Raw genomic sequence first — 25,616 nt, 5'->3', positions numbered from 1 at the left:
GTTAAGAATTCGAATTGACTAACTAAAGGGGATTAACTAAAAATGAATTACGTTATTACGTCGACACTGCCTGAACAATATGGTGGAAGAACTAAGTCCCTTCTCGATCGCACAAAGAAATTAGTAGAACAAGCTAACATGGACTATACGATCATTACAACGAACTATAACCCTTATTACGGGGATATTTATGAACAATACTATACGCAAGATAAAATCCCACGCTCTGTACAACTGATTAACATCTATGATTATCTATCAGGACGCTCGTATTCTGGTAAAACAGTGGATCAGCCTGTTGAGGAAGAGGGGCTTGCTTATCGGGAAATTAAGAAGAACACTGCTTATCGTTTCTTTGAAAATGGCGAATACGTCCTATATAAAAAGTACGATAAAGAAGACGGTTCATTACAATTTGTAGATTTTATGGATCCTTACAATCGAAAACGAGCTTGTCGTAAAGAATTTAATAGCCTTGGGGTTTGCCATCGCAAAATCAATTACAAACAGGGTACAACAAACAAGCTTGAAGAGATTCTATATGATGATTACGGCAATGCCTATGTAAATCGTACGTTCGACGGAACAAGTGAAAACAATTTAATTCGCATGCACCTTTTCACTGACAATGGCATCGTAGAATTCAAGACGGAAAAAGATTTCTTCCGCTATTGTTTTGAATTGATGATTGAAGACAATTCTACGATTATTAATGATGCTCGCCTTCTTGATAAACCGATGTGTGAAATGGAAGGTAACAACCTGACCAAAATCGCCATTCTTCATAACTCTCATCTAGCGAGTGATGACCGTAATGATATCAAATCATCGTATCAGTACATCATTGATCATGTTGAAGACGTTGACCATATCGTAGCGTTAACTCATGAACAAAAGAAGGATCTTAGTCACCTGATCTTTAACAATGAGAAAATCTCTATTATTCCGCACTCCATTGCTCCACCGAACTCGGACACAAATGTGAAGAAAGAAAATAAATTTGTCTTTATCGGTCGCCTAACTGATGTTAAGCAAGCGGATCACATTATTGAAGCGTATCAACTAGCAAAAGAAGAGCTAGGTGACTACACGGTGGAAATCTACGGTGATGGACCCGATAAGAACAAGTTAACTGAACTAATTACTGAATATAACCTGGAGGATAACGTCTTTATGAAAGGATTAACAGACGATCCAGAAGGCGTCTTCGCCTCTGCTAAAGCTTCTTTCTTAACAAGTCAGTATGAAGGATTTGGCCTTGTTATTATGGAAAGCTTAAACAACGGTTGTCCAGTCGTTGCTTATGACACGAAGTACGGTCCAAACGATTTAATCACCCACGGCAAGAATGGTTTACTCGTAGAAAGAAATAATCTTGAGGCGCTTTCCGAAGCAATGATCCAAATGAAAAATGCTGATTTCAAGAACGTCGATGTTGATCAGGAATTCCGAGAAGATGCCTTTATCTCGAACTGGTCTACTCTCTTAAAAGACGAGAAAAAACGCTTTAAAATCCCTTTCTTTAATTAAGGCTCTACAATAATAACAATCTTTGTGTAAAAACCACACTTCGCTAATTGAAGCGGCGGGTAGGAGCGGAAATTCACCCACTCTTATAGCTACAATGTCTGCGAAAAGAGACTTCCTAAAAGATTGTTGGTTTTGAACTAGTTTTTTTTATAAATTACCACACTTCGCTAATTGGAGCGGAAGGATGCTCGACTCCTGCGGGACTAGCGGGACAGGTGAGACCCCGCAGGAGCGTTAGCGACGAGGAGGCTCAAGTGTCCCGCCCCGCGGAAAGCGAGCATCCTGGAGCGGAAATTCACCACACTAATAGAATCAAGGTCTACGAAAAGATCCTTTAGAAAAGATCCTTTAGTAAAACAACCTTAATTAAAAAAACACAAGCAAAAGGCCGCGAATCCGCGGCCTTTTGCTTTATTTTTGTGCAGTTAAATTGCTAACATATCGTCCCATTTCGCTAATTGCGACGTCTTTATAGTAATATTTCACAATGTCTGAGTACGGTTTGCCTTCTTCCGCCATTCCATTTGCACCATACTGACTCATCCCCACTCCGTGTCCGTATCCTTTGGTTGTTACAGTTATGCTATCGCCACTTCGTTGCCACGTAAAGTCAGATGAGCGTAGTTCTAATAAGTCTCTTATTTCTCTACCGGAGAACGTTTTGCCGTTAACCGAGGCTTCTGCGACTCGTTTCCCTTCAGTTAAGTTTTTAATGGTTCCAATAGTACCGTCGCTTGGAAGGGTTACGCCTAACTTCTTTTCAAATTCTTGAACTGTAAAGGACGCTTTGTCTTCGTATTTCGGAGAGTCTACATCCCATGGACTTTCAACACTCCGTAAATAAGGTGCTGCGTTTTCCCAGTAGTCCTCTGAGTTTTCCGTATATCCGTTACTTGTTGAGAAGAAAGACGCGTAGATTGGATTCCCATCATACGTAAGAATTTGTCCTGCCGTTGCATTTACAGCTTCTTCAATCTTGGCGTATTTCTTCTCGTAATCTTTGCCCCATGCCTTCTCCAGCTGATCTTTATCTTTATACACCTGGTCCATAATCGTATCTGTTACAACGGCTTCAGAAGGGAGATCTCCAGGTGGATTTGTCATTTTTGCAACAACAAACGTCCGGGCTGTTAGCGCTTGGGCTTTCAATGCCTCAATGTTGAACTCTGAAGGCATTTCAGCTGCCACGACGCCTGTTACATACTCTTCGATCGGAATATCCATCGTTTTCGATTTCTCTGAACGATAAACGGCCACCGACACGGCTTCTTCTTTCGTTTCTTTCTTCTTCACCTTATTCGCTACGCTAGCAGGTGCCGGCTCTGTGTAGGTTGTACCGTAGGGTAAAACGAGAAGTGATGGAAGAAGGATTAGGATTGCGGCAAATAGAACAAGTGTTGCAAGAATCGGTTTCATTCGCATGCCTCCTTCTAGATTGTTTACCCCTACCATCGTATGGAGTTGGACAACCAATTAGAACTGAAACAGAGCATGCAAAGGGAGTGATTACCAGAACTAGCTAATTGAATCGAAATCGGCCAATGCTTTCAAATGCATACAAAAAAACCGTAGCAATCGCTACGGTTTCTTCTCATATACTATGCAAATTTAGGTTTCATGTTCACTTCTTGCTCAGAAGTTTCTGTTGCAGGCTTTTGGTTCTCGTCAACTGTAACGCGTTCTACGTCTGCACCAAGGCTAGCAAGCTTCTCTGAGAAGTTCACATAACCACGATCAAGGTGCTTCAGTTCATCGACACGAGTATAGCCGTCTGCGACAAGTCCAGCAAGAATCAGGGCAGCACCTGCGCGTAAATCTGTTGCGGAAACTTCTGCACCTTGTAGTGTAGAAGGTCCTTCAATGATTGCTGCGCGGCCTTCAATCTTAATGTTACCGTTCATGCGGCGGAATTCTTCCACGTGCATGAAGCGATTTTCAAATACAGTTTCTGTAATTACACTTGTACCTTTCGCTTGAAGCAACAGTGCCATCATCTGAGATTGCATATCCGTCGGGAACCCAGGGTGTGGCATAGTTTTCAAATCAACTGGCTTAAGCGTCTCTGGTCCTACAATACGAAGGCCTTCACCTTCTTCTGTAATCTCCACGCCCATTTCTTCCATCTTCGCAATAAGTGGACGAAGGTGTTCAGAAACTGCGTTTTCGATAAAGACATTTCCGCCTGTAATTGCTGCAGCTACCATAAATGTACCTGCTTCAATTCGGTCTGGAATGACAGCATGCTCAGCTCCAACAAGCTTCTCAACGCCTTCGATACGGATTGTACCCGTTCCAGCGCCACGCACTTTTGCTCCCATTGCATTTAAGTAGTTAGCAAGGCAAACGATCTCAGGTTCTTGAGCGACGTTTTCCATTACTGTTGTACCTTCTGCAAGGACAGCAGCCATCATAATATTCTCTGTTGCTCCTACACTTGGGAAATCAAGATAGATCTTTGCACCTTGAAGTCTTCCTTTAATAGAAGCTTCAATAAATCCGTTCCCAATTGTTACGTCTGCACCCATTGCTTCAAATCCTTTAAGGTGCTGATCGATTGGTCTTGAACCAATCGCACAACCACCAGGAAGTGCAATACGAGCATGACCCACGCGGGCCAAAAGTGGTCCCATCACTAGGAACGAAGCCCTCATTTTACGTACAGCTTCAAATGGTGCTTCTGTTTCCAATGGCTTTGTTGCATCTACTTTAATTGTATTACCATCTATTTTCGTGTCTACGTTCAAGTAACTCAGTACTTCGCTAATCGTGTGTACATCTGATAGAGCAGGCACATCTTTTAACGTGCTCGTGCCTTCACCTGCTAAAATCGATGCTGTGATGACGGGCAAGACTGCATTCTTTGCTCCTTCAACTTTAACAGAGCCAGCCAATTTCCTGCCACCTCGGACGATGATTTTTTCCAACGTATTCCCCTCCGCGTCCTATTTGTATATTAATATTCAGTCGTAATTATTGGTGTGCCAATTGTAGCGGTTATTCCGCCGCCTATTCCTGTATTGCGTAGTGCTATTTGTAAGTTCATTCTCTTGTTGTTTGTTACAAGATCTTCTTTCCACTCTTTATGGTATGCGGAAAGAGATACAAACGTCTCTTCATTGACTTCTTCTACTTTTGAAGCGGAAAAAGCTTCTAACAGCTTGTCTGCTTCTTTGTACAAAACAATGTTCATTGTATCATTCTTTGCCCCTTCAAAACAAGTGAATACAGGGGCTTCTTCAGTGACTAGTTGTGACTTTTGTGACTTAAATCGTTCGTACGTTGTTCGCCATTCCTCCTGAGAAAAACCAAACTTTTCCATGTGATAAATAAGATAATAGCTATTGCGATTGTTTTCTGGATACGAAACGAGTGTTAGTGTTTCAGTTGATCCCGCTTCTGAATCCATTCTTGTCCCAGTTACTTTGACATTTTCATCATGCTTTTCAAGCGAACCCCAAGTGAATCCTGGTGCTCTTTTGTTGAGCTCTGACATAATACCTGTGTTCCCTAAAGGTTGCGGTGTAAAACTTACTTTTTCTCTTGTGTAAAGTGACCACCTGTCAATTGAGTAATCTTGGGTCAATAATACATTCGCCATTTCGGCAACTTTTACTTCCGTTTCGTCTTCAAATGAGACGGATGTACCATTTGAAAAACTTCCCAAAAGCAAAATAGATAGTACTCCGATTAGAAGCTTCATCTTAACCCTCTCCCCGTTCAGGTCTTCTTATCTTTAAGTGTGACCATGGGGAGGGAGTACATACATGGAAGTTGTAGTCAGATAACGACAATTTCCGTACGAAGCTTCTGTAGTGTATATATGAGTGTGTGTACTTTCAGTAACGAAACAGCGTTTAGAAGAAATACTGCAAACGGATGGACCAGTTGTAGTAATCAAGGAAGAAGTTGCTTGCGAGGGAACCAATGCTAAGGGTCAGTAGGATCATAAGGACTTTGGCCTGTGGACTATTCGGTTTTTTAACAAAAAGATCGAACCGAAATGTTTGCAACGCCCACCAAGTTATCATTAAGAAAACCAGGTTTATGACAATCGAAAAGATCGATTGTTGCGCCAATGCTTCTGTCATCATATCTACCTCCCATCTGCAAGAGCACCATTCGACAAACATACTTTTTTTCCATCTAATAGCCTATTATAAAAGATTTTCCTCACGATAGATACCCGACTTTACCCCTATATCTCACTTTTTTGTGTGTAAAATAAGTTATTTCAGACATAATATGGCTAAAAAACCTTTTAACGATAAAAGTAGTGGTTGATTTGCGCTTCAGGTGCTCACCTGTCCCGCTCGTCCCGCAGGAGTCGAGCACCTTCCGCTCCAATCAACTTTGATATATGGGTTCTATAAAATAACTTCTTTCAATACAACAACAATCTTTAAGGAAGAAACCAAAAGAAAAACAGCAGGAATCCTGCTGTTCTAAGGATTAAAGATTTCTAGAAATTGAAAATGATCATGGATAAAGGTTAACGCAATTGAAGGGAAAACCCCAAGTAAAACGGTTCCGGCTGCTGTAATGGCAAGTACTGCCGTTACACCGTTCGAGATCGTAACAGGTGTCTGACGTTTGGAAGGTCTGAAATACATTTGCACAAAGAGTCCAAAATAATAAACGTACGAGAGCACGGTTCCTGCAAGCATTGCCGTGACTAAGAGATAGCGCTTCGGTTCCGTGCCAAGCGCGCTCATAAAGATTTCAAATTTTCCTATGAAACCTGCTGTGAGCGGTATTCCTGCAAGGGATAGAAGGTAAATGCTCATTGCAATTGTAAGATAAGGCGCGCGTTTGAAAAGCCCAGCAAATGAAGCGACTGTCACTTCTTCTTCAGCTGACATAACGTGAATAACAGCGAAGGCTCCGATGTTCATTAATAAATAGGCAGTAAGATAAAACCAAACAGCTTCGAAGACAAGTTCAGATAATGCCGCTAACGGCACAAGAAGGTAACCTGCATGTGCGATGCTAGAGTAAGCGAAAAGTCTTTTCGCATTAAGCTGCCTAAGTGCAATGACGTTTCCAACAAGAATCGTTACAATCGCAAGAAGAACGAGATACGGTCGAACGGAGACAAGCAGTGTTTCGTAACTAATACCATCAGGAGTGATGATCTCCCCCGTTCCAGGTGCAAAAACAAATGGAACCATTAACAGGCGAAGCATGATCGCAAACCCTGCAATTTTGGAAACTACGCTTAGAAATGCGGTAACAGGCGTTTCAGCTCCTTGATAGACATCTGGTGCCCACATATGAAAAGGTGCTGCCGTTATTTTGAAAGCAAGACCAACGACAATCATGAGAAAGGCAAAAACGGCTAGAAAGCGGTTGTCTGTTACAACGTCACTGCCCATTAGTCCTTGAATTTCATAAATGTTCGTTTCCCCTGTTAGCCCGTAAAGATAACTCATGCCGAACAAAGTTATTGCGGTAGCAATTCCGCCATTAACAACATATTTGAATGCTGCTTCGTTCGCAAGCGGGTTCGTTTTCCTAATGCCAACGAGAACATATGATGAAAGGCTTAATAACTCTAACCCTACAAATAGGGTAATTAAATCGGCGCTTGAGGCCATCATCATTCCACCTAGTAGAGCGGTTAGAATGAGATAAATGTATTCGCCCCGAACGCTTGTAGACTCGTCAGGCACACCTAGAAGAAGCACAAATCCGGTTCCAATTAGCATCAGAAATTTAAATGCTTTTGCAAAGGAATCTAGACGATAGGTCTCATTTAAGATTGAAACTACGCCATCATCAAATTGAAGGACAAGACATACGATCGCTACTGCAATTCCTGCAAGAGCAAGCCATATGAGTAGCGATCGGTCTTTCTTTTTATTCATGAAAAGATCAATAAGAGAAAGCGCGACAGCTGTTAGGAGTATTGTAAACTCTGGCCACATGCTGTTCCATTCATATTGTAGCAACGTTTCCATATCCATACCGCTAACCCCCTATCCCAATTGTGCGCGCTAGTTGAAGTGTGTTGGATAGCACGGCAGGATATACTCCTATCCAGATGATGATACTGAGTAGAATGGCCGATGGAACGATTTCTACAGCCGTTAAGTCTCTTATACCATCAAAGAGCGGGCGTCTCTCACCAAATGTGACCGCAAGAACCGCTCGAAGCATATAAACTGCCGTTAATATAAGTCCAAGAATCCCGACACTGCCGATAACAGGCATGGATTCAAACAGACCGAGAAAGGCTAGGAATTCACTAATAAAACCACTCATGCCAGGGAGTCCAAGAGAAGCTAACCCAGCAGCGAGAAGGAATCCTGCAAATAACGGAGCCTGACTCGCCACTCCACCAAGCTCTTCAAGCTTTGTAGTATGAAAGCGATCCACGATCACGCCGACAAGCAAGAAGAGAAGCGCCGCAATCAAGCCGTGTGAAATGGTCTGGAATACTGCTCCCTGTAGCCCAGCCGTGTTAAAGGAAGCAACGCCTAACAGCACAATGCCCATATGTGAAATCGATGAGTAGGCAAGCACGGATCTTAGCTCGGTTTGAACAAGCGCAATGAAAGCACCATACAGGAGATTGATAACTCCAAGGATCGCTAGAACAACGGCCATATCCTTCAACTGCTGGGGGAAGAACCCTACTCCAAATCGAAGTAACCCATAAGCCCCTATTTTTAATAAAACGCCTGCATGGATCATAACCACTGCAATGGGTGCTTCCACATGAACCCGCACCATCCATGTGTGAAAAGGAACGATTGGAAGCTTAATACCGAATGCGATGAGTAATAGAACGAATAGCCATGTCCTTGTGTCACCTGAAAGAAACTCAAGCGAATCGGTTTCTTTTAGAAGCATTGTTAATTCTGTGATGTTGGTTGTTTTCATTTCAACAAAGAGAACAATGATCACAATGAGAAGGAGAATGGATCCGATACCATTGTAGATCATGAAAGAAAAGGCAGCTTTTTCTCGATTAAACCCGCCCCACTTTCCAACGAGTAGAAACATCGATACAAGCGTTATTTCGAAAAACAAGAAGAAGAGAAATAAATTTTCGCTAACAAAAACACCGAGCAATCCAAGCTCAAGAAGTAAGAACAGAATGTAGAAGCCTTTTGCGCTTTCTTTTAACCGAAGCGCTGTCAGGGATGCTAGAAAGGTGATTAGTGAAGCTAGCATAAGAAACAAGACAGAAAGTCCTGTCACCCCAAGATCATACGCAACGGTGTATGGCTCATTTGGACTAATGGATGTCATGAGTTCGAACCATTGGCGGTACTCGACGAACTGCACACCTGAGACCGTCCGATCAAACAAGGAAAAGACAATCAATGTGAGAACAAGCGGTAGAACCGTTCCAAGCACGCCCATGTAATTAATAAAACGGTGATTACCGGGCATCACACTTAGTAGTACAATCCCTAATAATGGGGAGAGAATGAGGATCGTTAATAGAAAAGATTCATTCATTAGAAGTACCCCCCTAATACGGCAATTAAAAGAAGCACAACGACTAGACCCGAGAAGGCAACCGTACTATATGTCTGCACTTGACCGGACTGAAGCTTAACTCCAGCTTGCCCAAATCGTTTAACTGCGTAAGTTACGGCAGCCGCTCCTCCTTCAATAATGAACCGATCCACATACATCCAAAAGTAAGCAACCACTCGGCTACCTCTTACAAAAAGACCTTGATACAGTTCATCCACGTAATACTTACGGTAAAGAAGAGTGTGAAGCCCATTTCGCTCATTGGATTCCTCAATAGAAGTTTTCCTACCATACACCAACCATGCGACGGCTATGCCTCCAATTGCAAGAAGACTCGCTACTAATGGGATCCAGAATGGTGCTTCAGGATGAACGAATGCAATTGTATATGGCGTCGTTTCAAGCCAGTCACCAAGGAAGGTTCCAAACCAATTCGTTTGAATGTAGCCTCCAACAACAGCAAGTACTCCTAGAACCATCATAGGAATGAGCATCACGCTCGGTGCTTCACGCGCTTCAGTCGAACGGTTTCCTAAAAAAACAAGGAAATAGAGACGGAACATATAGAGCGCCGTTAGAAAAGCGGTAAGAAGACCGATTACAAACAAAACGTATCGACCATCTCCGTAAGTTGTGGCAAGAATTTCGTCTTTGCTAAAAAAACCAGCTAGTAGTGGAAAACCAGATATGGATAGACTGCCAATTAAAAATAAGGCAGCAGTTTTTGGTAATTTCTTACTCAGTCCGCCCATTTTAAAGATGTTCTGCTCATGAACAGCGTGAATGACACTACCCGCTGCAAGGAAAAGCAGTGCTTTGAAGAACGCGTGCGTTGTGAGATGAAAGACTCCCGCCGTGTATCCTGCAGCGCCAAGTGCTAGCATCATGTACCCAAGCTGGCTGATCGTTGAGTATGCGAGAATCCGTTTCATATCGGTCTCTGCAAGGGCAATTGTCGCTGCAAAGATCGCTGTAAAACCTCCTGTTACAGCGACTGTTGTCATCGCAACTTCAGAAGCTGAGAAAAGCGGATAAGTGACGGCGACGAGGTATACGCCTGCCGCAACCATCGTCGCTGCATGGATGAGAGCAGATACAGGTGTAGGACCTTCCATCGCATCAGGAAGCCAGGTATGAAGTGGAAACTGCCCTGATTTCCCAACAGCACCAACAAAAATCAGAATAGCGATAAGTGTTAAGAGTGATGGAGCGATATCCCCTGCTTGTGCCGCTTGAAAAATCACGTCTAATTCAAAGCTACCGGTTTGCCAGAACAAGAGAAAAATCGCAACAAGCAGTCCAACATCTCCAATTCGGGTCATAATAAATGCCTTTTTGGCAGCTGCTCTCGCTTCAGGTTTATAGAAATAAAAACCAACTAGAAGGAAAGAACAAACGCCTACTAATTCCCAAAACATATACAGCTGTAGAAGATTTGGCGAAAGAACAAGTCCAGTCATCGAGAAAGTAAAAAGTCCTAGATAGCTGAAAAATGTTGCATACCGCTCATCATTCGCCATATAGCCCATCGAATACATATGTACGAGAAAACTGACAAGCGTGACGATCACGAGCATAAGAGCATTAAGCGGATTTACTTCAAGACCAACCGAAATCATGACCGTATCAATTGAGAACCAATTCGCCTCAACTAAATAATTGCCTTGAGCAAAATGACTAAACAAGACAACAAGCGAACAAAGGAATGCAGCTCCAGTGAGGGTGGTGCCGACAAGTCCCGCTTTTTTGTAAATGGGCTTGGTGAACAGAATGATGAGAAACGATAGAAGTGGCAATATCGGTATAAGAAAAACGTAGTCCACTTTTATGCCCCCTTCGCTACTTTTTAAGTGTGTTCATTTCATCAACGTTAACGGTTGCCCTGTTTCGATAGAGAGCAATTAGAATAGCAAGACCAACGGCTGCTTCAGCTGCAGCAACTGTAATCGTAAAAAGCGAGAACACCTGTCCACGAATGGAAGCCCCAACACCGTATTTAGCAAACGCAACAAGGTTCAGGTTCACAGCATTTAGCATTAATTCAATGGAGATTAGAACAATGACTGCATTACGCTTTGTTAAAGCGCCATAAAGTCCCATACAAAACAGCAGCAGTGCTGTTACAAGATAAGCAGAAAGCGGGACGGAACTCATGATTGCTCACCTTCCTTCTCATCCTTCTCGTCTTTCTTAGCAAGAACAACTGCTCCAACGAGGGCGACAAGGAGCACCACAGAAACTAACTCAAACGGAATCACATAATCTGTATAAAGCATGATGCCGATTTGTTCAGTGTTATTCACATGAAGATCATCTGCCTGTGGGCCAAGCGAGATCGTTCGGATGCCTTTAAACATAATAAGAAAGAAAAGGACGATACCAGTGAACACAACCCCCTTCTTTGCCCACCCTGTCTTTGGCTCTGCTTCTGTATGTTTTGTGAGCATGATCCCAAACAACATGATGATGGTGATTGCACCGGAATAAATTAAGATTTGAACAACCGCTACAAATTCTGCAGACAACATAATGTAAAAACCTGCGATACCTAGAAATGTTAGAACAAGCGCCATCATCATATGAATCACTTTAGTGAGGTTAAGCATCAGCAGTCCACCGGTTATTGTTATAAGAAAAAGCACAATGAAGACTAGCAGCTCACCAGTCATACTTTATTTTCCTTTCTGAGGTTTGTATCATTTTCGTCTAGCCATTCTAGATTCTTAAACAGTTCATCACGGCTAAATTCAGCGAGCTCAAAATTGTTTGTCATGATAATCGCTTCAGTCGGACACACCTCTGTACAAAGGTCGCACAAAATACAAATCTCGAAATTGATATCGTACGTTTCAATGATTTTTCCTTTTTTATTCGGATCAGGGTGAGCCTTACCAGTGAGACTGATGCAGTCGGTCGGGCAAATGGCTACACACTGATTACAAACAATGCATTTCTCAGGATAGAATTTCTGAATGCCTCTAAATCGATCAGGCATTTCGAGTGGTTGATCTGGATAGTTATATGTCACTTTTTCTTTGGTCATGTTTTTGAGGGTGTAAGCTAAGCCTTTCGCAAGTCCACGCATGTTGTGCTTCCTCCCTTATCTAGAATGAACGAAATAATTCGATGACAATGGTCGTGAGAAAAATATTCAATAGCGCAAGTGGTAGCAGAACTTTCCATCCAAACGACATAAGCTGATCCGCTCGCAGACGTGGAAACGTTGCTCGAATCCAAATCATGACAAACACGACGGAAATGAACTTAAGCCCAAACCAAACCGCACCTGGAATAAACGTTAAATAAGGAATCGCCTGCCATCCACCAAGAAAGAGAATTGTTGTAAGCGATGCCATTGCAAAGAGGTATACGTACTCAGCAAGCATAAAGAATGCCCATCGAAATCCTGAGTACTCCACATGATAGCCAGCTACAAGCTCCGATTCAGCTTCAGGTAAATCGAATGGCGTTCGGTTCAATTCTGCTACCGACGCAATGAGGAAAATAAAGAAAGCAAGCGGCTGTTTAAATAGAAACGCAACAGATTGTTGCTCTGCTATAATGTCGTTTAAATTAAGGGAACCTGTAAGGAGGACGATGCCAATCACGCTCATGACGAGCGGTATTTCATAAGAAATCATTTGTGCTGCTGATCGCATACTTCCAAGAAGTGCGTACTTATTGTTTGATGCCCATCCACCTGCAAGAATTCCGATCGTAGTAATACCAGATATCGCAATATAGTAAAGCAAGCCAACTCCAATGTTCGCAAACGAAATTCGCTCTGTTAGTGGTAGCACCGCAATGACGAGAAATGCTGGTGCAAAAGCAATAACTGGCGCGATAATAAATAACGGTCGATCCGCATCGCGCGGAATCGTATCTTCCTTTAAAAGTAGTTTAAGAATGTCTGCAACGGTTTGCAGTAACCCAAATCTGCCTCCAACTCGGTTCGGTCCATGCCGCAGTTGCATAAATCCGAGTACTTTCCGCTCCGCAAGAATGGCGTAGGTTACAAATCCAAGCACAACCATCAACATCGCTACACCAACAAGGAAAAATCCGCCGGTTTGTAAGTAACTAGGTGTGGATTCAAGCATGTTTTGGATCATCAGCCATCCACCTCTCCGAGCACGATATCAATGCCTCCTAGAATGGCAATTAAGTTCGAGATGTTTTCCCCTTCAAGAAGCTTTGGAAGGATTTGCAGATTATAAAAAGACGGTCGGCGGAACTTTAAGCGGTAAGGCTCTTTCTTTCCTTTCGATGCAATGTAGCAGCCAATTTCTCCACGCGGCGATTCAATTCTCACATACGTTTCACCAGCTGGTGGCTTAATGATTCTCGGCACTTTCGCCATGAATGGCCCTTCTTCAGGAAACTGCTCAACGGCTTGCTCAACAATCTTTAATGCTTCTTCAATTTCTGCCATACGACAGTTATAGCGTGCCAATGCATCACCTTCGTGGAATACAGGGACGTCGAAGTTAAATCGATCGTAAATGGAATACGGTTCGTTCTTCCTAAGGTCCCACTTCACACCTGTACATCGAAGATTCGCACCGCTTAAGGAATAAGACAGCGCATCTTCTTTCGAGTACGCTCCTACCCCTTTGATCCTCGCCATGAAAATTTCATTACCTGTCACAAGGTCGTGGTACCCAGCAAGCTGCTCTCTCATATAAGGTACAAACTCTCGCACTTTATCAATCCATCCGTCAGGAGCATCCCACTTCACCCCACCAACGCGCATATAGTTAAACGTCAATCTACCACCCGAAATTTCCGTTAATAGATTGATAATCGCCTCGCGCTCACGAAACGCGTAAAGAAACGGACTCATCGCACCAATATCAAGCAAGTACGTTCCAAACCAGACAAGGTGACTCGCAATTCTCCCAAGCTCCATAACAATCACACGTAGATAATCAGCTCGCTCCGGAATTTCCATCGCCATCATTGTCTCCACCGCATGACAGAGGATGTAGTTGTTCGTCATAGCTGCAAGGTAATCCATCCGGTCTGTATAAGGAATGATTTGCGTGTATTGAAGATTCTCCGCAATCTTCTCCGTCCCTCTGTGAAGGTAACCTATGACAGGCGTTGCTTCCTTAATAATCTCACCGTCTATTTTCAGGACAATGCGAAACACGCCGTGTGTACTGGGGTGCTGCGGTCCAACATTCAATAGCATTTCCTCAGTACGAATCATCGCTACACCTCCACATCATACGGTTCATAGTCTTTTCTGAGCGGATGACCAACCCAATCATCTGGCATCATGATTCTCGTTAAGTTTGGATGTCCCTTAAACCTAATACCCAGCAAATCATAGCCTTCTCGTTCAGGCCAGTTTGCCCCCTCCCAAAGCGAAGTTAGCGAATCAATGACAGGTTCATTCCGGTCTAGCTTCACTTTCAAAGCAACACTTTGATTGTTCTGATACGAATAAAAATGATTGTAAATCTCCATATGCGTTTCAAAATCCGTTCCATGCGTTTCAGACAAATAATCAAAAGCAAGAAGCTCGTTGTATTTGAGAAACTGAGCGAGCTTAAAATACGTCTCTTTCCTAGCAACAAGAGTTGGGACATGTTTTGCGAGTCTATTGATGTACGCATCTTCTAATAGGTCTTCACCGAGGTTCTCTCGAATGATCTGTACATAACCATCTAATACTGGCTGATTATGTGACGGCTTCTCTTCCTCAACAACAGGTTCTTTAGGCTTTGCTCCCTTCGCCTTAGCCGCCGCGGCAGCTTTTGCTTTAGCTTTTGCCTTGGCAATTGCGATTGCTTTCGCCTTGTCATCGTCGCCACTCTCTTTTTCTGCTTTCTTCGTTAATGCAGCGGCCTTTGCCTTAGCGGCTGCAGCCGCTTTCGCTTTATCATCATAGACCCCAGTCTCCCCTGATTCTTTCTTTTTCTTGAGAGCAGCTGCTTTGGCTTTTGCTGCGGCAACAGCTTTCTTTTTGGCGAGGTCGACATCCTTTTCTCCAAAAGGGGCTTCGCTTTCCTCCGGTGATTCGGTTGCTGTGCTAGACTCAAGCTCTTTTTTCTTTCGAAGCGCTGCCGCTTTCGCCTTCGCTGCTGCTACGGCTTTCTTTTTGGCGAGGTCTAGATCTTCTTCTTCTCCAGATGATTCTTCGCTTTCTTCCGGTGATTCGGTTGCCGTACTAGATTCAAGCTCTTTTTTCTTTCGAAGTGCTGCCGCTTTCGCCTTCGCTGCTGCTACGGCTTTCTTTTTGGCGAGGTCTAGATCTTCTTCTGGGTTTGCCTCTGTAGCATTCCGTTTTTCTCGCTCTTTTCTAAGCTCTGCTGCTTTTCTCTTTGCATCCTCAACGGCTTTTCGTTTTTCTTCAGCTAGCTCTTCAGGTGTCTTCCCATCGGTCATCGATTGGTCACCCGCTTTCCAGTTCGTGCTTCGTATCGAATTTTCTCCTGTAGCTTATTTATTCCGTAGATAAGGGCAGCGGGATTCGGTGGACAACCTGGAATATAGACATCGACCGGCACAATTTGATCGACCCCTTTTACAACGGCATATGAATTGATATAAGGGCCTCCAGCTGTTGCGCAGGATCCCATTGCAATGACCCACTTCGGTTCAGGCATTTGATCGTAGAGACGCTTTAGGACTGGAGCCATCTTCTTCGTAACGGTTCCCGATACAATCATGACGTCAGACTGCCTTGGAGATGTTCGGAAGAATGTTCCGAAGCGGTCCAAATCATAATGCGATGCACCAGATCCCATCATTTCTATGGCACAACAAGCAAGCCCAAAAGTAAGTGGCCAGAGTGAGTTACTTCTCGCCCAGGCTTTTACATTCTCGAGCGTTGCTAGAAAGACATTTTGCTTCATTTCTTCGTATTCTTCTGGTGTAATGTTTTCTAAATTCAGATCCATTTCAACACCTTCTTCTTCCATGCGTATAGTAAGCCAATAAAGAGCATGATGATGAAGAGCATCATTTCAATAAATGCAAAGAAACCGAGTTTCTGATAGGCAACTGCCCACGGGTATAAGAAAACGGTTTCGACATCGAAAATGACAAATAACAATCCGAATAAATAATATCGGACATTATACTGAATCCAGCTTTGGTGGAACGGCTCAATGCCGCTTTCATAGGTTGTTTGTTTTTCTGCGGATGGCTTTGATGGGCGTAGGAATCTCCCAGCAGTTAGAGCGATAGCTGGAAGTAGAAGGGCAAGGATAAGAAACATAATAACAAAGAGGTAACTATTCTGGTACACGTTAAGCGATTCACCCATGCAGGTCTCTCCTCTCATCGTGCTGCTAAATATGCTAGTCTTGTATACTAATTCAACATCTCTTACCTTATTCTTGCTTTTCTTGGGAAGTTTTTTTAAAATTTCGAGCAGAGGTGGTCTTATGTCTACTAAACGAATCCGAACATTAACCGAAAAACTTTGGGCGCGAAACAAATATACCGTTATGGCAAAAGGGTACGAGCATTACAAAAACGTTAGTACTGCATTAAAGAATGCCGAATCGAACGAACAGCTTCTAGGCGTTTACACCTTATTGAAGGACACGCTAAAACTTCCTTACACTAGAAAAGGTATGCGGACAACACTAGAGCATATGTGGGGTTATTTTAAAAAGTTCGCTACAAGTGAAGAAAAAGAATTGTTTATTATGAAACGAAACGCACTAGATGATACTGAAATTCTTACAGATCAAGATATCGAGAACATTCGCTCATATTTATCGGAGCTACTCGCTACCTATTACTCTGATTATTTAAAGAAGAGTCATTTTCTTCATCCTAAGGAGAAATGGAATGAAGTCTATGATCGAAAACAATTAAAGGTTATTACAGAAGTCGATTATCTCTAAACCACTACATTCAAAAAGGAACTTCAGGAACCTCAGCGAATTAGATTTGGTAAGATCGAAAAAGTGAGGGGTGGCTCGTTGACGAATTACATTGGGTTTTTACGAGGAATCAACGTTGGTGGCAGAAATAAAATCAAAATGGCTGATTTGAGAACTATGCTTGAAGAAATGAATCTAAACAATGTAAAGACGTATATTCAGAGTGGAAATCTCTTGTTCGATTCAGATCAACCAAAAGATAGCTTATGCGATAGAATTGAAAAACAAATAAAAGCAACATTTGATTTAACCGTTCCAGTTGTCTTGAGAACAGCTAAGGAGGTAGAGAATATAAGAGAAAGCTGTCCTTTCAGTAAAGAACAGCTTTCTAAAGCAGAAGCATCTTCTACGGGGGAAAGTTTATATGTGGCGCTTTTATCTGAATATCCTTCCCAAGAAGCCAATACAACTTTATCGTCTTGTACCTTTGAGAAAGAGGAATTTCATGTCCATGGCAGGGACGTATATCTTCTTTTCTATGACAGCATTCGGAATGCCAAGGTAATCCCTAAACTTAATAAGCTCGATCCCAAAGCAACGATTCGCAATTGGAAAACAATTAATAAGTTACTTGATATGGTGACATGATGCACATTAACAAATCAAAATAAGCTTTATACACATTGTTGCGATAAGAGTAGCAGTTGATTTCCACTCTGAGATGCTCTCTTTCCACAGTGTGAACAGTGAGCTTCTTTATATATGCTCTTTTATAATAGGTTTTTCGTATGAGAGGTTACACATAGCTGATTGGAGCGGAAGGATGCTCGACTCCTGCGGGATTAGCGGGACAGGTGAGACCCCGCAGGCGCGCCCAAGCGCGCCGAGGAGGCTCACCGCCCGCCCCGCGGAAAGCGAGCATCCTGGAGCGGAAATCAACCAATTAATAACGACAATCTCTCCGAAAAAGCCTTATCAAAATCCTTCTTTAGAAATGAGACATAAAAAAAGCATCAGAGGTTTGCACCTCTGATGCTTTTTATTTACCTGTCAAATCCAGGCGGTTGATTGCACGCTTAAGCGCTAGCTCAGCGCGTCTGAAATCAACATTGTCCTGCTTCGCTTGATTCAAGCGTTGTTCCGCTCTTTCCTTCGCTGCACGTGCGCGTTCCACGTCAATATCAGAAGGTAATTCAGCAGACTCAGCAAGGATTGTCACCTGCTTTGGTCTTACTTCAACAAACCCACCGCTAACGGCCAGTAATAGTGTATCCGCTCCATTTTTGAAACGAACCGCATTGATTGTAAGAGGGGCAACAAGCGGAATGTGTCCTGGTAAAATACCGAGCTCACCGCTCTTTGCTTTTACGCTGACTAATTCAGCTTCCCCTTCGTATACCGGGCCGTCAGGGGTGACTACACTGACTTTCAATGTATTCATCGTACCCCTCCCTGGGTGTGATCGTAATTAGAAAAGCTGGCTTATCGCCCAAATAGCCAAAAGTGAGAGCGAAGGCCTATGGGTCTCCGCCCTACTTTTTATTTACGCTATCTGTTTTGCCTTTTCTACTACTTCTTCAATTGTTCCAACAAGACGGAATGCGTCCTCTGGAATATCATCGTGTTTACCATCAAGGATTTCTTTAAATCCTTTGATTGTTTCTTTAACTGGTACGTAAGAGCCTTTTTGTCCAGTGAACTGTTCAGCTACGTGGAAGTTCTGAGAAAGGAAGAACTGAATGCGACGAGCGCGAGAAACAGTTAGCTTATCTTCGTCAGAAAGCTCATCCATACCAAGAATTGCGATGATATCTTGAAGCTCTTTGTAACGCTGAAGTGTTTGTTGCACTTCACGCGCAGTGTTGTAGTGCTCATCTCCAACGATTTCCGGAGAAAGCGCACGAGAAGTTGAAGCAAGTGGATCCACCGCAGGGTAGATACCTTGTTCAGATAATTTACGTTCAAGGTTCGTTGTTGCATCAAGGTGAGCAAACGTCGTTGCCGGAGCCGGGTCAGTATAGTCATCAGCTGGTACGTAGATTGCCTGGATTGAAGTAACAGAACCTTTGTTAGTTGACGTAATACGCTCTTGAAGTTGACCCATCTCAGTAGCAAGTGTAGGCTGGTAACCTACTGCTGATGGCATACGTCCAAGCAATGCCGATACCTCTGAACCAGCTTGTGTAAAGCGGTAGATGTTATCGATAAAGAGAAGAACGTCTTGTCCTTGCTCATCACGGAAGTACTCTGCCATTGTAAGACCTGAAAGGGCAACACGCATACGTGCACCTGGTGGTTCGTTCATTTGACCGAATACCATTGCTGTTTTCTTAATAACGCCAGAATCAGTCATCTCGTAGTAAAGGTCATTACCTTCACGCGTACGTTCACCTACACCAGCGAATACAGAGATACCGCCGTGCTCTTGTGCGATGTTGTTGATCAGTTCCTGGATAAGTACCGTTTTACCTACACCGGCACCACCGAAGAGACCGATCTTACCACCTTTAACGTAAGGTGCAAGAAGATCTACTACTTTGATTCCTGTTTCAAGAATCTCAGTAGTTGTTGAAAGTTCATCGAATACCGGTGCAAGACGGTGAATCGGATCGCGGCGAACTTCGCCGATCTCTTCATTAAGGTCGATTTTCTCACCTAGTACGTTAAATACACGTCCTAGTGTGATATCTCCAACTGGAACGGAGATTGGTGCACCTGTATCGAGTGTTTCAACTCCACGTACAAGTCCGTCTGTTGAACCCATTGCTACGGTACGAACAGAGTTATCGCCAAGGTGAAGCGCGACTTCAAGCGTCAATTCGATGCTCTCTTCGGCACCAGTTTGAGCGATATAATTAACTTTAAGGGCGTTGTAGATTTCTGGGAGCTTGCCGCTCTCAAACTTAACGTCTACAACCGGACCCATAACCTGGGTAATGTATCCCTTGTTCATCCTGTTCCCTCCTAACTTGCTTTAAGCTGCTCATAAGAGATCGACGATCTCTTATGTAGCATTAGTGTTTTAAAACTATTCCAGTGCAGCCGCTCCACTTACAATCTCAGTAAGTTCCTGAGTGATTGAAGCCTGACGAGCACGGTTGTAAGAAAGTGTAAGGTCGCCGATAAGATCGTCCGCATTGTCTGTCGCACTTCTCATCGCTGTCATACGGGATGCGTGCTCTGCTGCTTTCGCATCGAGAAGCGCTCCGTAAATCAAGCTTTCAGCATATTGAGGAAGGAGGATTTCAAGAATTTCTTCTTCTGATGGCTCATACTCGTAGCTTGCGAGTGATTTGCCTCCACCTGTCTCAATATCGGTTAACGGAAGAAGCTTTCTTTCCGTTAAATCTTGCTGAATGGCACTTACATAATGGTTGTAATAAAGGTAAAGCTCATCGAAAGCTCCATCTTCAAACATACCGACTGTTCGAGACGCGATGTCTTTAATGTCTGCAAAAGCAGGCTGATCAGAAAGACCAACGATACTTTCAACAACAGGCATTCCGCGCTTTTTAAAGAAGGATAGTCCTACTTTACCAGCTACGATAATCGCGTATTCATCAGTTGAGTTATGACGCTCATTAATTGTTCTATACACATGACGTAGTACCGAGCTATTGTATGCCCCAGCAAGTCCACGGTCGGATGTGATTACCACATAACCCGTTTTCTTCACTTCGCGGCTTTCTAACATCGGATGACTTCCGCCGCTCGATCCATTTGCAATGCTTCCAACAACTTCTTGAATTTTCTCCATGTATGGAACGAATGACTTGGCATTCATTTCAGCACGGTTCAATTTCGCAGCAGAAACCATTTGCATTGCTTTTGTAATCTGCTTTGTTTTCTTAGTCGACGTAATTCTCGACTTTATATCGCGTAAAGATGCCATTCATTTCACCACCTTTTAAGCTGGCCGCGGCGTTTCCGCCGCATCCCTCTTATTCAGATACTGCGAAGCTCTTTTTGAATTCTTCGATTGCAGCGTTGAATTCTTTTTCATCAGGAAGAGCTTTTGTTTCACGAATTGTATTGAAGATTTCTTTCTTATTGTGTTCCATCCATGTCATCATTTCAGTTTCAAAACGCGTAATATCGTTAACCGGGATATCGTCAAGGAATCCACGAGTTAGAGCGTAAAGAATCGCAACCTGCTTCTCAACAGCAAGTGGCTTGTTTAGCCCCTGCTTAAGAACTTCAACCGTACGAGCACCGCGGTTCAGCTTCGCTTGTGTTGCTTTATCAAGGTCAGATCCGAACTGAGCAAATGCTTCTAGCTCACGGTATGATGCAAGGTCAAGACGTAGTGTACCGGCAACTTTCTTCATCGCTTTAATCTGAGCGGAACCACCTACACGGGATACAGAAAGACCTGCGTTAACCGCTGGACGTACACCCGAGAAGAAGAGATCAGATTGAAGGAAGATCTGTCCATCAGTGATGGAGATAACGTTAGTTGGGATATAAGCTGATACGTCACCAGCTTGTGTTTCGATAAACGGAAGGGCAGTTAGTGAACCTGCTCCTTTTGCATCACTAAGCTTCGCTGCACGCTCAAGAAGGCGTGAGTGAAGATAGAATACATCCCCTGGATATGCTTCACGACCTGGAGGACGACGAAGTAGTAGGGAAAGTTCACGATATGCAGAAGCCTGCTTTGTTAAATCATCGTATACAACAAGAACGTGCTTGCCGTTATACATGAATTCTTCACCCATTGTTACACCAGCATATGGTGCAAGGAAAAGAAGTGGAGAAGGCTGAGATGCGCCTGCAGTTACAACGATTGTGTAATCAAGTGCACCCTGCTTACGAAGCGTTTCAACAACGCCACGTACCGTAGATTCTTTCTGACCAATTGCAACGTAGATACAGATCATATCTTCGTCTTTTTGGTTTAGGATTGTATCGATTGCAATAGAAGTCTTACCAGTCTGACGGTCACCGATGATTAGCTCACGCTGTCCGCGTCCGATTGGAATAAGAGAGTCAATTGCTTTGATTCCTGTTTGAAGTGGCTCATGTACTGATTTACGATCCATAACCCCTGGAGCTGGGCTTTCGATCGGACGAGTTTTTGTTGTACCTAGTGGGCCCTGTCCATCAACAGGTTGTCCAAGAGGGTTTACAACACGGCCAAGAAGCTCTTCACCGACTGGAACTTCCATGATGCGTCCAGTACGACGTACTTCATCGCCTTCACGAATTTCAGTGTATGGTCCAAGGATAATGATACCAACGTTGCTCTCCTCTAGGTTCTGAGCCATACCCATAACACCGTTTGAAAATTCAACAAGCTCTCCTGCCATCACGTTATCGAGACCGTGGGCACGAGCAATACCATCACCAATCTGGATAACGGTACCAACATCATCAACTTTAATATCAGTTTGATAATTTGCGATTTGCTGCTTGATCAGCGCACTGATTTCTTCAGCATTGATGCTCATGCATATTCACCCCTATCTTCTAGCTCTTCGCTGAAACTAATTCTCGTTCCATGCGTTTAAGTTTTCCGCTAATGCTTCCGTCAAAAATGCGATTACCGATACGTACTTTAATACCACCGATTAGAGTTGGATCGATTACATTCTCGATGTGAAGCGTTGTTTTGCCTACTCGTTTCGCAAATACGGCAGAGACCTTCATCTGCTCCTCTTCGGTTAGAGGCTTCACAGAATAAACTTTCGCTGCTGCTGTTTGCTTTTGTTCATAAGCGAACGTTTCATATTGATCAACAAGATCGAAGACGATTGCAGTACGCTTTCGTTCGATCAGTGTAAGAAGCAAATTCATCACGTGAGTGGAGAGAGACGATCCAAAGCTTGTCTGGATCATGTTCTTCTTCTCTGCTGTTGTGAATTTTGGATGCTTCAACACATTCATTAAATCTGGCGTTTGATGAAAAACAGTTTTAACAACAGTTAGCTCATTCTTGATTTGCTCGACGTTATCGTTCTCACGAGCGATGTCAAAAAGAGCACCGGCATAACGTTTTGCGATTACTGCGTGTTCTCTACTCATTTCTGATCGCCTGCCTGATCCAGATACTCATCGATCAGCTGCTTTTGAGCACGCTCATCAAGTTCCTTCTCGACAACTTTTGATGCGATCATAACTGATAGTGATGCAACCTGCTCACGCAATGATGCAACTGCACTTTCGCGTTCGCGTTTGATTTCAGCTGTAGCAGCTTCTTTCAAACGTTCAGATTCAAGGCGAGCCGCTTCGATCAATTCTTGACCTTGTTGGTCAGCCATTTGTTTCTGGTTCTCAAGCATAGCTTTCGCTTCCTGACGAACACGCTTCATTTCTTCGCGCTGCTCATCTAAGAATGCTTCAGCTTCCTTACGATTCTTCTCAGCTGAGTCGATTTCGTTCGCAATGTGCTGCTCACGTTCCTTCATGATGCCCATGAGCGGGCCCCATGCAAACTTCTTAAGTAAAGCAAGAAGGACAATAAATGCAACAAGTTGGAAAAGGATATCGCCTGCAGCAAATCCTGCTCCTAGAATTAAACTATTGAACACCGTGTTCACTCCCTTCAGAGGTCATACAAAACGAAAGGCGAAGGTTTCATTTCGAAACTTTCTCCGCCATCATGAAACAAATCTGTATCTTTATCTAATTAAATTATTGACCCATTACGATAAATGCAATAACTACCGCAATAATTGGAAGTGCCTCAACTAGTGCAATACCGATGAACATTGTTGTTTGAAGCGTACCACGAAGTTCTGGCTGACGAGCGATTCCCTCAACTGTACTCTTTACGATAAGACCGTTACCAATACCGGCACCTACTGCCGCTAAACCTACTGCAATTGCAGCTGCTAATAAACCCATGCTAAATTTCCTCCTTATAATTCATAAATATTTTATATGATAATAACTCATTGATACCTTGTTTTAATGGTCGTCTGCGACTTTGTGCGCAATGTAAACCATTGTTAGCATTGTAAAGATAAACGCTTGAATTGTACCGACAAAGATACTAAACCCTTGCCATACGAGCATAGGAAGAAAGGCTCCAAGCGCTCCAGCAATTCCTGCGCCACCGAGTCCTGCGAGAAGTCCAAGCAGAATTTCACCAGCGTAGATATTACCATAAAGACGAAGGCCAAGCGTTAAGGTGTTCGAGAATTCTTCGATAATTTTGAAAGGGAATAAGAATTTCAGTGGACTAACAAATCCTCTTCCATACTCCTTTGCACCTTTCATCTTAATACCGTAATAATGTGTTAACACCACGACCATCGTTGCTAAAGTTAGCGTGATTGTCGGATCTGCAGTTGGAGACTTCCACCAAAGCTCAGAATCGATTGCGATGGCGAACGGTAGCCCAAGCATATTCGATACAAAAATATACATCAGTATCGTCATCCCGAGAAACAGAAAACGTCCACCGGTTTTCCAATCCATCGTTGAACCAATAAGTCCTTTTACAAAGTCCATTACCCACTCAATAAAGTTCTGCAATCCCGTAGGTCGCATCGCTAAGGAGCGAGTAGTAACTACCGCAAGAATGAATACAATGGCAGAAGCAATCGTGATCATCAAGACATTGGATAGATTGAAAGTCATTCCTAAAAATTCAGTTGTAGGTGCATGATGTTCCAACAGCTTTTCACCTCTCTTCCTACTTAAAGCGTATTTTGGATATTGAATCTATGAGAATGATAAGGTAGGTTGTCATTAACCCACTTACCACACCTAGCAAATTGAAATACTCTGGGTATCTTAATGCAATCAGTACGGCGAGTCCAGCAACAGCTTGTCTTGTTAGTAAACCAAGTGATCTTGCCTTTGTCCCTTTTACTGTAGCTTCACCAAGGCGATCGACCTTACGAAACATGTTGAATAGATTGTAAATGCTTAAGATGGTGCCAAGAATTAACCCGAGGAATATTGCTTTATATGAGGTAATCCCCCAACCCATTACGAAAATGGCGAGCAAATACAGGGTAAATTGCATGTAGCGGCGGAAACTTTGAGTATATTCTGTCATTTAATCTTCCCCTGTAAACTTATGTAGAAGACGTACCAAACCATATACTCCACCACCAAGACCAATGAAAAGCCCGATGATTAGAAAAAGTGGAAAGGTGTCGAAAAGGCTGTCTATCCACTTACCAACAAATATTCCCGTAAGAATTGATCCAACTAGGTAAGATAGGATCGTTGTATGGATTGCCATCGCCTTCAAATCAAGCGCCCCTTTACGAAAAGGTAAGTCAATTAAAAGGTTGTGTAGAGCAAATGAAAACCTTATCACTATACCCTTTGTAAGTCTACAATAGGGTCTTCTTCATGTCAATGTGTTTGGGGGAAATGGTGTGATCAATTTCACAAATAGAATTACTTCTAAAAAACCCAGCATGACAAGCAATAGTAGCGCTTTCAGGAGCTGAGTTGATATATTGGTCTTTAACAGGGAATGATTACCTGTATTTCATATCGAATATTGTCACTATTCTTTCACATTTACAGTCATCCGACAATTTCTGCTCTTCCTTTTATGTAGTAGGATCTTAACTAATGTGCGGTTGATTTCCGCTTCAGGATGCTCGCTTTCCGCGGGGCGGGCGCTGAGCCTCCTCGGCACGCTGGGGCGTGCGCTGAGCCTCCTCGGCACGCTGGGGCGTGCCTGCGGGGTCTCACCTGTCCCGCTAGTCCCGCAGGAGTCGAGCATCCTTCCGCTCCAATCAGCTGAGTGTGGTTTTTTATATAGATTCTATTGAAGACCACCATAAC

Annotated in this window: 28 protein-coding genes; 3 read left to right on the top strand and 25 right to left on the bottom strand. The window is 43.3% G+C overall.

Annotated elements, in window-relative coordinates; translation table 11 throughout:
• The first annotated feature begins 42 nt into the window (after window positions 1-42).
• On the top strand, window positions 43-1,530 hold the full coding sequence (locus AB986_RS11980; protein ID WP_053216150.1) for a glycosyltransferase: 1,488 nt from the start codon (window positions 43-45) through the stop codon (window positions 1,528-1,530).
• Between the two features lie 411 nt (window positions 1,531-1,941).
• On the opposite strand, the gene spoIID is transcribed toward AB986_RS11980, so the two are convergent.
• From spoIID to AB986_RS11905, 15 genes are all read right to left on the bottom strand, one after another.
• A complete protein-coding gene (gene spoIID, locus AB986_RS11975) occupies window positions 1,942-2,952 on the bottom strand; it encodes a stage II sporulation protein D (protein WP_048311385.1) in 1,011 nt (336 codons plus the stop codon).
• Window positions 2,953-3,128: 176 nt separating this feature from the next.
• Window positions 3,129-4,454: a UDP-N-acetylglucosamine 1-carboxyvinyltransferase gene (gene murA / locus AB986_RS11970; protein WP_048311384.1), complete on the bottom strand. Its 1,326-nt coding sequence runs from the start codon at window positions 4,452-4,454 to the stop codon at window positions 3,129-3,131.
• A 29-nt stretch (window positions 4,455-4,483) separates the two neighbouring features.
• Window positions 4,484-5,230, bottom strand: a complete 747-nt coding sequence (locus tag AB986_RS21175; protein ID WP_053216149.1) for a YwmB family TATA-box binding protein — start codon at window positions 5,228-5,230, stop codon at window positions 4,484-4,486.
• A 154-nt stretch (window positions 5,231-5,384) separates the two neighbouring features.
• Window positions 5,385-5,621, bottom strand: coding sequence for a DUF1146 family protein (locus tag AB986_RS11960; RefSeq protein WP_394172595.1), 237 nt, complete (start codon window positions 5,619-5,621; stop codon window positions 5,385-5,387).
• 351 nt (window positions 5,622-5,972) lie between these two features.
• A complete protein-coding gene (gene nuoN / locus AB986_RS11955; RefSeq protein ID WP_048311382.1) occupies window positions 5,973-7,493 on the bottom strand; it encodes an NADH-quinone oxidoreductase subunit NuoN in 1,521 nt (506 codons plus the stop codon).
• 4 nt (window positions 7,494-7,497) lie between these two features.
• Window positions 7,498-8,997 (bottom strand): complex I subunit 4 family protein, encoded by a 1,500-nt coding sequence (locus AB986_RS11950; protein WP_048311381.1) that lies wholly within the window; start codon window positions 8,995-8,997, stop codon window positions 7,498-7,500.
• Window positions 8,997-10,841: an NADH-quinone oxidoreductase subunit L gene (gene nuoL / locus AB986_RS11945; RefSeq protein ID WP_048311380.1), complete on the bottom strand. Its 1,845-nt coding sequence runs from the start codon at window positions 10,839-10,841 to the stop codon at window positions 8,997-8,999. The genes AB986_RS11950 and nuoL overlap by 1 nt, the downstream gene beginning before the upstream one ends.
• A 16-nt stretch (window positions 10,842-10,857) precedes the next feature.
• Window positions 10,858-11,172 carry an NADH-quinone oxidoreductase subunit NuoK gene (gene nuoK / locus AB986_RS11940; RefSeq protein ID WP_048311379.1) on the bottom strand — a complete coding sequence of 105 codons (315 nt, stop codon included), beginning with the start codon at window positions 11,170-11,172 and terminating at the stop codon, window positions 10,858-10,860.
• Window positions 11,169-11,687 carry an NADH-quinone oxidoreductase subunit J gene (locus AB986_RS11935; RefSeq protein ID WP_048311378.1) on the bottom strand — a complete coding sequence of 173 codons (519 nt, stop codon included), beginning with the start codon at window positions 11,685-11,687 and terminating at the stop codon, window positions 11,169-11,171. The genes nuoK and AB986_RS11935 overlap by 4 nt, the downstream gene beginning before the upstream one ends.
• A complete protein-coding gene (gene nuoI, locus AB986_RS11930; RefSeq protein WP_048311377.1) occupies window positions 11,684-12,103 on the bottom strand; it encodes an NADH-quinone oxidoreductase subunit NuoI in 420 nt (139 codons plus the stop codon). Before nuoI ends, AB986_RS11935 begins: the two co-directional genes overlap by 4 nt.
• 19 nt (window positions 12,104-12,122) lie before the next feature.
• Window positions 12,123-13,130, bottom strand: coding sequence for an NADH-quinone oxidoreductase subunit NuoH (gene nuoH / locus AB986_RS11925; RefSeq protein ID WP_048311376.1), 1,008 nt, complete (start codon window positions 13,128-13,130; stop codon window positions 12,123-12,125).
• Window positions 13,130-14,230 (bottom strand): NADH-quinone oxidoreductase subunit D, encoded by a 1,101-nt coding sequence (locus AB986_RS11920; protein ID WP_048311375.1) that lies wholly within the window; start codon window positions 14,228-14,230, stop codon window positions 13,130-13,132. The genes nuoH and AB986_RS11920 overlap by 1 nt, the downstream gene beginning before the upstream one ends.
• Window positions 14,231-14,232: 2 nt before the next feature.
• A complete protein-coding gene (locus AB986_RS11915) occupies window positions 14,233-15,411 on the bottom strand; it encodes an NADH-quinone oxidoreductase subunit C (protein ID WP_053216148.1) in 1,179 nt (392 codons plus the stop codon).
• Window positions 15,408-15,926 carry a NuoB/complex I 20 kDa subunit family protein gene (locus AB986_RS11910; protein WP_048311373.1) on the bottom strand — a complete coding sequence of 173 codons (519 nt, stop codon included), beginning with the start codon at window positions 15,924-15,926 and terminating at the stop codon, window positions 15,408-15,410. Before AB986_RS11910 ends, AB986_RS11915 begins: the two co-directional genes overlap by 4 nt.
• Entirely contained in the window at window positions 15,917-16,294 is a 378-nt protein-coding gene (locus AB986_RS11905; RefSeq protein WP_048311372.1) for an NADH-quinone oxidoreductase subunit A, read from the bottom strand. The genes AB986_RS11910 and AB986_RS11905 overlap by 10 nt, the downstream gene beginning before the upstream one ends.
• A 121-nt stretch (window positions 16,295-16,415) precedes the next feature.
• Here AB986_RS11905 and AB986_RS21170 point away from each other — a divergent pair, with 121 nt between their 5' ends.
• Together AB986_RS21170 and AB986_RS11895 are read left to right on the top strand one after the other, a co-directional pair.
• Window positions 16,416-16,883: a DUF1722 domain-containing protein gene (locus AB986_RS21170; RefSeq protein WP_053216147.1), complete on the top strand. Its 468-nt coding sequence runs from the start codon at window positions 16,416-16,418 to the stop codon at window positions 16,881-16,883.
• Window positions 16,884-16,961: 78 nt separating this feature from the next.
• The gene (locus AB986_RS11895; RefSeq protein WP_048311371.1) at window positions 16,962-17,510 is read left to right on the top strand and encodes a DUF1697 domain-containing protein; all 549 of its coding nucleotides are present in this window, start codon (window positions 16,962-16,964) and stop codon (window positions 17,508-17,510) included.
• A 391-nt stretch (window positions 17,511-17,901) separates the two neighbouring features.
• On the opposite strand, the gene AB986_RS11885 is transcribed toward AB986_RS11895, so the two are convergent.
• The 10 genes from AB986_RS11885 to AB986_RS11840 form a co-directional block, all read right to left on the bottom strand.
• A complete protein-coding gene (locus tag AB986_RS11885; protein WP_048311369.1) occupies window positions 17,902-18,303 on the bottom strand; it encodes a F0F1 ATP synthase subunit epsilon in 402 nt (133 codons plus the stop codon).
• Window positions 18,304-18,405: 102 nt separating this feature from the next.
• Window positions 18,406-19,815 (bottom strand): F0F1 ATP synthase subunit beta, encoded by a 1,410-nt coding sequence (gene atpD / locus AB986_RS11880; RefSeq protein WP_048311368.1) that lies wholly within the window; start codon window positions 19,813-19,815, stop codon window positions 18,406-18,408.
• Between the two features lie 75 nt (window positions 19,816-19,890).
• Window positions 19,891-20,754, bottom strand: coding sequence for a F0F1 ATP synthase subunit gamma (locus tag AB986_RS11875; protein WP_048311367.1), 864 nt, complete (start codon window positions 20,752-20,754; stop codon window positions 19,891-19,893).
• Window positions 20,755-20,803: 49 nt separating this feature from the next.
• Window positions 20,804-22,312 carry a F0F1 ATP synthase subunit alpha gene (gene atpA, locus AB986_RS11870; protein ID WP_048311366.1) on the bottom strand — a complete coding sequence of 503 codons (1,509 nt, stop codon included), beginning with the start codon at window positions 22,310-22,312 and terminating at the stop codon, window positions 20,804-20,806.
• A 19-nt stretch (window positions 22,313-22,331) separates the two neighbouring features.
• Window positions 22,332-22,886, bottom strand: coding sequence for a F0F1 ATP synthase subunit delta (locus tag AB986_RS11865; protein WP_048311365.1), 555 nt, complete (start codon window positions 22,884-22,886; stop codon window positions 22,332-22,334).
• On the bottom strand, window positions 22,883-23,392 hold the full coding sequence (atpF, locus tag AB986_RS11860) for a F0F1 ATP synthase subunit B (protein ID WP_048311364.1): 510 nt from the start codon (window positions 23,390-23,392) through the stop codon (window positions 22,883-22,885). Before atpF ends, AB986_RS11865 begins: the two co-directional genes overlap by 4 nt.
• A 103-nt stretch (window positions 23,393-23,495) precedes the next feature.
• A complete protein-coding gene (gene atpE / locus AB986_RS11855) occupies window positions 23,496-23,708 on the bottom strand; it encodes a F0F1 ATP synthase subunit C (RefSeq protein ID WP_048311363.1) in 213 nt (70 codons plus the stop codon).
• 63 nt (window positions 23,709-23,771) lie between these two features.
• Entirely contained in the window at window positions 23,772-24,482 is a 711-nt protein-coding gene (gene atpB, locus AB986_RS11850; RefSeq protein WP_048311362.1) for a F0F1 ATP synthase subunit A, read from the bottom strand.
• Window positions 24,483-24,501: 19 nt separating this feature from the next.
• A complete protein-coding gene (locus tag AB986_RS11845; protein ID WP_048311361.1) occupies window positions 24,502-24,870 on the bottom strand; it encodes an ATP synthase subunit I in 369 nt (122 codons plus the stop codon).
• On the bottom strand, window positions 24,871-25,059 hold the full coding sequence (locus tag AB986_RS11840) for an AtpZ/AtpI family protein (RefSeq protein WP_048312822.1): 189 nt from the start codon (window positions 25,057-25,059) through the stop codon (window positions 24,871-24,873).
• Between the last annotated feature and the right edge of the window lie 557 nt (window positions 25,060-25,616).

Source organism: Guptibacillus hwajinpoensis (assembly GCF_001039475.1).
Taxonomy (GTDB): domain Bacteria; phylum Bacillota; class Bacilli; order Bacillales; family Guptibacillaceae; genus Guptibacillus; species Guptibacillus hwajinpoensis.
This window is presented reverse-complemented; position numbering and strand designations above follow the sequence as displayed.

What these genes read in the sequence shown, in the direction of transcription:
- AB986_RS11980 (WP_053216150.1), top strand. Translation starts at nt 43, where the DNA reads ATGAATTACGTTATTACGTCGACACTGCCTGAACAATATGGTGGAAGA.
- spoIID (WP_048311385.1), bottom strand. Translation starts at nt 2,952, where the DNA reads ATGCGAATGAAACCGATTCTTGCAACACTTGTTCTATTTGCCGCAATC.
- AB986_RS21175 (WP_053216149.1), bottom strand. Translation starts at nt 5,230, where the DNA reads ATGAAGCTTCTAATCGGAGTACTATCTATTTTGCTTTTGGGAAGTTTT.
- AB986_RS11960 (WP_394172595.1), bottom strand. Translation starts at nt 5,621, where the DNA reads ATGATGACAGAAGCATTGGCGCAACAATCGATCTTTTCGATTGTCATA.
- nuoN (WP_048311382.1), bottom strand. Translation starts at nt 7,493, where the DNA reads ATGGATATGGAAACGTTGCTACAATATGAATGGAACAGCATGTGGCCA.
- AB986_RS11950 (WP_048311381.1), bottom strand. Translation starts at nt 8,997, where the DNA reads ATGAATGAATCTTTTCTATTAACGATCCTCATTCTCTCCCCATTATTA.
- nuoK (WP_048311379.1), bottom strand. Translation starts at nt 11,172, where the DNA reads ATGAGTTCCGTCCCGCTTTCTGCTTATCTTGTAACAGCACTGCTGCTG.
- AB986_RS11935 (WP_048311378.1), bottom strand. Translation starts at nt 11,687, where the DNA reads ATGACTGGTGAGCTGCTAGTCTTCATTGTGCTTTTTCTTATAACAATA.
- nuoI (WP_048311377.1), bottom strand. Translation starts at nt 12,103, where the DNA reads ATGCGTGGACTTGCGAAAGGCTTAGCTTACACCCTCAAAAACATGACC.
- nuoH (WP_048311376.1), bottom strand. Translation starts at nt 13,130, where the DNA reads ATGATCCAAAACATGCTTGAATCCACACCTAGTTACTTACAAACCGGC.
- AB986_RS11920 (WP_048311375.1), bottom strand. Translation starts at nt 14,230, where the DNA reads ATGATTCGTACTGAGGAAATGCTATTGAATGTTGGACCGCAGCACCCC.
- AB986_RS11915 (WP_053216148.1), bottom strand. Translation starts at nt 15,411, where the DNA reads ATGACCGATGGGAAGACACCTGAAGAGCTAGCTGAAGAAAAACGAAAA.
- AB986_RS11910 (WP_048311373.1), bottom strand. Translation starts at nt 15,926, where the DNA reads ATGGATCTGAATTTAGAAAACATTACACCAGAAGAATACGAAGAAATG.
- AB986_RS11905 (WP_048311372.1), bottom strand. Translation starts at nt 16,294, where the DNA reads ATGGGTGAATCGCTTAACGTGTACCAGAATAGTTACCTCTTTGTTATT.
- AB986_RS21170 (WP_053216147.1), top strand. Translation starts at nt 16,416, where the DNA reads ATGTCTACTAAACGAATCCGAACATTAACCGAAAAACTTTGGGCGCGA.
- AB986_RS11885 (WP_048311369.1), bottom strand. Translation starts at nt 18,303, where the DNA reads ATGAATACATTGAAAGTCAGTGTAGTCACCCCTGACGGCCCGGTATAC.
- atpD (WP_048311368.1), bottom strand. Translation starts at nt 19,815, where the DNA reads ATGAACAAGGGATACATTACCCAGGTTATGGGTCCGGTTGTAGACGTT.
- AB986_RS11875 (WP_048311367.1), bottom strand. Translation starts at nt 20,754, where the DNA reads ATGGCATCTTTACGCGATATAAAGTCGAGAATTACGTCGACTAAGAAA.
- atpA (WP_048311366.1), bottom strand. Translation starts at nt 22,312, where the DNA reads ATGAGCATCAATGCTGAAGAAATCAGTGCGCTGATCAAGCAGCAAATC.
- AB986_RS11865 (WP_048311365.1), bottom strand. Translation starts at nt 22,886, where the DNA reads ATGAGTAGAGAACACGCAGTAATCGCAAAACGTTATGCCGGTGCTCTT.
- atpE (WP_048311363.1), bottom strand. Translation starts at nt 23,708, where the DNA reads ATGGGTTTATTAGCAGCTGCAATTGCAGTAGGTTTAGCGGCAGTAGGT.
- AB986_RS11845 (WP_048311361.1), bottom strand. Translation starts at nt 24,870, where the DNA reads ATGACAGAATATACTCAAAGTTTCCGCCGCTACATGCAATTTACCCTG.
- AB986_RS11840 (WP_048312822.1), bottom strand. Translation starts at nt 25,059, where the DNA reads ATGGCAATCCATACAACGATCCTATCTTACCTAGTTGGATCAATTCTT.